The 2,950-nt window shown below is 63.6% G+C and carries 3 protein-coding genes; 2 read left to right on the top strand and 1 reads right to left on the bottom strand.

What is annotated here, in order from left to right:
* Positions 1-74: 74 nt before the first annotated feature.
* Positions 75-788: an Hpt domain-containing response regulator gene (locus tag AC13FW_RS20410; protein WP_482990271.1), complete on the bottom strand. Its 714-nt coding sequence runs from the start codon at positions 786-788 to the stop codon at positions 75-77.
* Between the two features lie 124 nt (positions 789-912).
* Here AC13FW_RS20410 and rlmD point away from each other — a divergent pair, with 124 nt between their 5' ends.
* Together rlmD and AC13FW_RS20420 are read left to right on the top strand one after the other, a co-directional pair.
* The gene (rlmD, locus tag AC13FW_RS20415; protein WP_482990272.1) at positions 913-2,253 is read left to right on the top strand and encodes a 23S rRNA (uracil(1939)-C(5))-methyltransferase RlmD; all 1,341 of its coding nucleotides are present in this window, start codon (positions 913-915) and stop codon (positions 2,251-2,253) included.
* A gap of 3 nt (positions 2,254-2,256) precedes the next feature.
* Positions 2,257-2,742: a CYTH domain-containing protein gene (locus AC13FW_RS20420; RefSeq protein ID WP_482990273.1), complete on the top strand. Its 486-nt coding sequence runs from the start codon at positions 2,257-2,259 to the stop codon at positions 2,740-2,742.
* Positions 2,743-2,950: the final 208 nt, after the last annotated feature.

Raw genomic sequence — 2,950 nt, forward strand, 5'->3', positions numbered from 1 at the left:
TAGTGCCGAGCCATGCTCGGCAGGGGCTCTACCGGGGAAACCTGCTGCCGAGCATGGCTCGGCACACCATCCGATCAGCGCAGCAAGGCGCTGACAGCACTGCCGAATTGTTGCCGTGCCTGCATTGATGCGGGGTCGTGATTCAGCTGGCGCACTGCAAATGCCAGACGCGAGGCGCCAACAAAACCACAGCTGGCCTGCAGCTTGTGCAGCTGTGCATGCAGGGCTTTGTCGTCATGCTTTTCAAGTGCATGACTGACCGCGTCGCGGGTGCCTGGCAACTCCGACAGGAACAATTCGCGCAGTGCACGCACGTGCGCCTGTTGCCCGTTCAGGGCGTTCATCGCGGCTGATTCGTCCCAATCCAGCGCAGCTTCGGCAACGGCGCCGTCAGCCTTTGCAGTGGACCTGGTCAGCGCACGGCGCACGCTCTTCAGCAGCGCATCGCGACTGATCGGCTTGACCAGGGTTTCCTGAAAGCCGGCCTGTTGCAGCGTCATCTGCATTTCCTGACTGGTATCTGCGGTATGCGCCAGTGCAGCGGTGTGCGGGTGGCGTTCACGCAGACTGCGCAGAAGACCGGCGCCATTGCCGTCAGGCAGGTTCACATCGAGCAGCCACAGGTCATAACTGACGCTCTGTGCCCAACGCAACGCGCTGGCGCACGAATCAGCGATATCAACCTTGGCCGGTAGCGATTCCAGCACAAACTGGAAGAAGCCCTGGCTGGTCATGTCGTCCTCGACCAGCAACAGACGCGGCGGGTTTCCTTGGTGATGCGTATTCATCTGCTGCCTCCATGTCAGCTACTGCCCGCATATTAGCGATGGCACCGTGATCTGCAAGTCATCGGGGTGTTCACGTTGAGCATCTGCGACAATGGCCGCCCTTTTGCCCGCAGCCTGTTGCCACGTGGCCCGATCCAGATCCCCCCGCATAGACAAGACCCCGTTCCAGACCGACATCCTCGACCTGAGCCACGACGGCCGTGGCGTTGCACGCCGTGAAGGCGAGGGTGGCAAGGTCACCTTCATCAGCGGCGCGCTGCCGCAGGAAACGGTGATGGCCGAGCAGACCGGCAAGAGCCGTCATTTCGATGAGGCCAAGACGGTCGAAGTGCTGAAGGCCTCGCCGCACCGCGTCGAACCGCGCTGCCCGCACTTCGGGGTGTGCGCAGGCTGCGTACTGCAGCACCTGGACGAGTCGCGGCAGATTGTCGCCAAGCAGCAGGTGCTTACCGACAACCTGACCCGCATCGGCCACGTCAGCCCGGGCGAGGTGTTGCCGGCGCTGGTGGGTGACAGCTGGGGCTACCGCCGCAAGGGGCGCTTCTCGGTGCGCCGCGTCGAGAAGAAGGACAAGACGCTGGTTGGCTTCCGCGAACTGGATCCGCGCTTCGTCGCCGATCTGTCGCAGTGCCTGACGGTGATCCCGGAGATCGGCAGCAAGGTCGGCGCGCTGTCCGCCTTCATCGAAACGCTGGACGGCAAGCGCGATATCCCGCAGATCGAATTCATCGCCGGTGATGCCGCGATCGCCCTGACCGTGCGCCACTTGGCTCCGCTCAGCGATGCCGACAAGCAGGCGTGGATCGCATTCGGCCAGGAACATGGCTTTGCGATCTACCTGCAGTCCGGTGGCCTGCATACCGTGGCCCCGTTGTGGCCGGCCGAGGGCGTGGCGCTGTCCTTCGCGCTGCCGCAGTGGGATGTGGACCTCGCGTTCCGCCCGCTGGATTTCATCCAGGTCAACGCCAAGCTCAACCAGCAGATGATCGCGCATGCGCTGACCTTGTTGGATGCACAACCGGACGAGCGCGTGCTTGACCTGTTCTGTGGCCTGGGCAACTTCACCCTGCCGCTGGCGCGCGGCGTGCGCGAAGTGGTCGGCGTGGAAGGCGAGGCCGGGCTTGTCGCGCGCGCCAAGGAAAACGCCGAGCGCAACGGCCTGGCCAACGCCGAGTTCCATGCCGCCGACCTGACCCTGGATCAAAGCGAGGCGCCGTGGATGAAGCAGGGCTTCGACAAGCTGCTGCTCGACCCGCCGCGTTCGGGTGCGATCGATGTGCTCAAGCAGTTGCCGCTGGATCAGTTCAAACGCATCGTCTACGTCAGCTGCCATCCGGGCTCGCTGGCGCGCGACGCCGGTTACCTGGTCAACGAGCGCGGCTTCACCCTGGTATCGGCAGGTGCGATGGACATGTTCCCGCATACCGCGCACGTGGAAAGCATTGCCGTCTTCGAGAAGAGGTAAGCGGTGGGTATCGAGATCGAACGCAAGTTCCTCGTCACCAGCGATGACTGGCGGGCCGCCGCGCACGCCGTCATCCCGATGGCGCAGGGCTATATCAACGATACGGCGGCGATGGACAGCGGCGCGCAGAAGGCTTCGGTGCGGGTCCGTATCCAGGGCGACGAGGCCTACCTGAACATCAAGTCGCGCGAGCTCGGTCACACCCGCCAGGAGTTCGAGTACCCGGTGCCGGTGAACGAGGCGCGCGAGCTGCTTGCGCTGTGCGTCGGTGGTCTGATCGACAAGCGCCGGCATCTGGTCCAGCACGGCGGGTTGCTGTGGGAAGTTGATGAGTTCCTCGGCGACAACGCCGGACTGGTGGTGGCTGAAGTGGAGCTGGAGAGCCCCGACCAGGTGTTCGCCAAGCCCGACTGGGCCGGTGCCGAAGTCACCGATGAGCTGCGTTATTACAATCTGGCCTTGGCATCCAAGCCGTATACCCAGTGGTGAAGTGCCTGTAGTGCCGAGCCATGCTCGGCAGGGGCTTCACAAGCAAACCCTGTAGTGCCGAGCCATGCTCGGCAAGGGCTTCACAAGCAAACCCTGTAGTGTCGAGCCATGCTCGGCAGGGGCTTCACAAGCAAACCCTGTAGTGCCGAGCCATGCTCGGCTGTGGCATTACCGGTAAAGCTTCAGCCGAGCATGGCTCGGCACTACT

It is taken from the genome of Stenotrophomonas sp. 21LCFQ19 (assembly GCF_056861425.1).